The organism is Streptomyces sp. SID12501 (assembly GCF_010550245.1).
Taxonomy (GTDB): domain Bacteria; phylum Actinomycetota; class Actinomycetes; order Streptomycetales; family Streptomycetaceae; genus Streptomyces.
Map to the genome: position 1 here is coordinate 1 of NZ_JAAGLU010000112.1, position 1190 is coordinate 1190.

1 protein-coding gene and 1 pseudogene are annotated in these 1190 nt (G+C 71.2%); both read left to right on the plus strand.

The window, feature by feature from the left end:
• Nucleotides 1-843: MMPL family transporter (locus tag G3I71_RS44645; RefSeq protein ID WP_239149749.1), on the plus strand; the 843-nt coding region annotated here is incomplete at its 5' end.
• A 42-nt stretch (nucleotides 844-885) separates the two neighbouring features.
• Nucleotides 886-978 (plus strand): annotated as a pseudogene (locus G3I71_RS44650) (RimJ/RimL family protein N-acetyltransferase); the annotation flags it as partial.
• Between the last annotated feature and the right edge of the window lie 212 nt (nucleotides 979-1190).

The window sequence follows — 1190 nt, forward strand, 5'->3', positions numbered from 1 at the left end:
GTCATCCCGCACGTCGAGGACGACGGCTCGACCGAGGTCCACGTGGGCGGCGTGACCGCCGGCTACGACGACTTCGCCGAGGTCATCATCGGCAAGCTGCCGCTCTTCGTCGGCGTGGTCATCGCCCTCGGCTGCGTGCTCCTGCTGCTCGCCTTCCGGTCCATAGGCATCCCGGTGAAGGCGGCCGTGATGAACGTCGCCGCCGTCGCCTCGTCCTTCGGCGTCGTCGTCGCGATCTTCCAGTGGGGCTGGGGCAGCGAGACGATGGGTCTCGGCAGCGCCGGCCCGATCGAGCCCTTCCTGCCCGTCATCATGGTCTCGGTGCTCTTCGGACTGTCCATGGACTACCAGGTCTTCCTGGTCAGCCGGATGTACGAGGAATGGCTGGAGACGGGCGACAACAAGCGGGCCGTCCGCGTCGGCCTCGCCGAGACCAGCCGGGTGATCAACTCCGCTGCCGTCATCATGATCTCGGTGTTCCTCGCCTTCGTGCTCAGCGGCGACCGCATCATCGCGATGTTCGGCATCGGCCTCGCCGTGGCCGTCGCACTCGACGCCTTCGTGCTGCGCACCCTGCTGGTCCCCGCGCTCATGCACATGCTCGGCGGCGCCAACTGGTGGCTGCCCGCCTGGCTCGACCGCGGGCTCCCGCGCATCAGCATCGAACCCCCGCTCTCCCACGCCCCTTCCACGCTCCCGGCGCAGCGACCCGACGCGGACACCGCCCGGGACGGCAGCGGCAAGGGCGGCGCCGGCAAGGGCGGCGCCGGCAAGGACGCGAGCCAAGGCAAGTACCAGGACAAGGACAAGGACGAGGCCGCGCAGCCCACCGCATCCCGGTGACGCGTCGCGAGCCCGCCGCCCGAGACCCGAGGAGGAAACCGCATGTTCTCGATCGACCTCGCCGATGACGCCCGGCTGTTCCCGCTGGAGATCAGCCACGCCGAGGAGTTCCTCGCCCACATGGACCGCGATCGGCGCGGCCCTGCAACCGGTCGCCCACGGCTCCGCACGCGTGCCGGACCCGCGGGCACGCCTCGGCGGATCCCCGGAGAGGGCGGCGCCGCGGTACGCCCACTCCACCCGTGACCTCCGGCCGCATCCGACCGCCATCCACGACCGGCACGTTCGGGTTACGGCGGACCAGGTCCTCGGCGGGGCACTCGGGACCGTGTCGCGGCAGGCCGAGG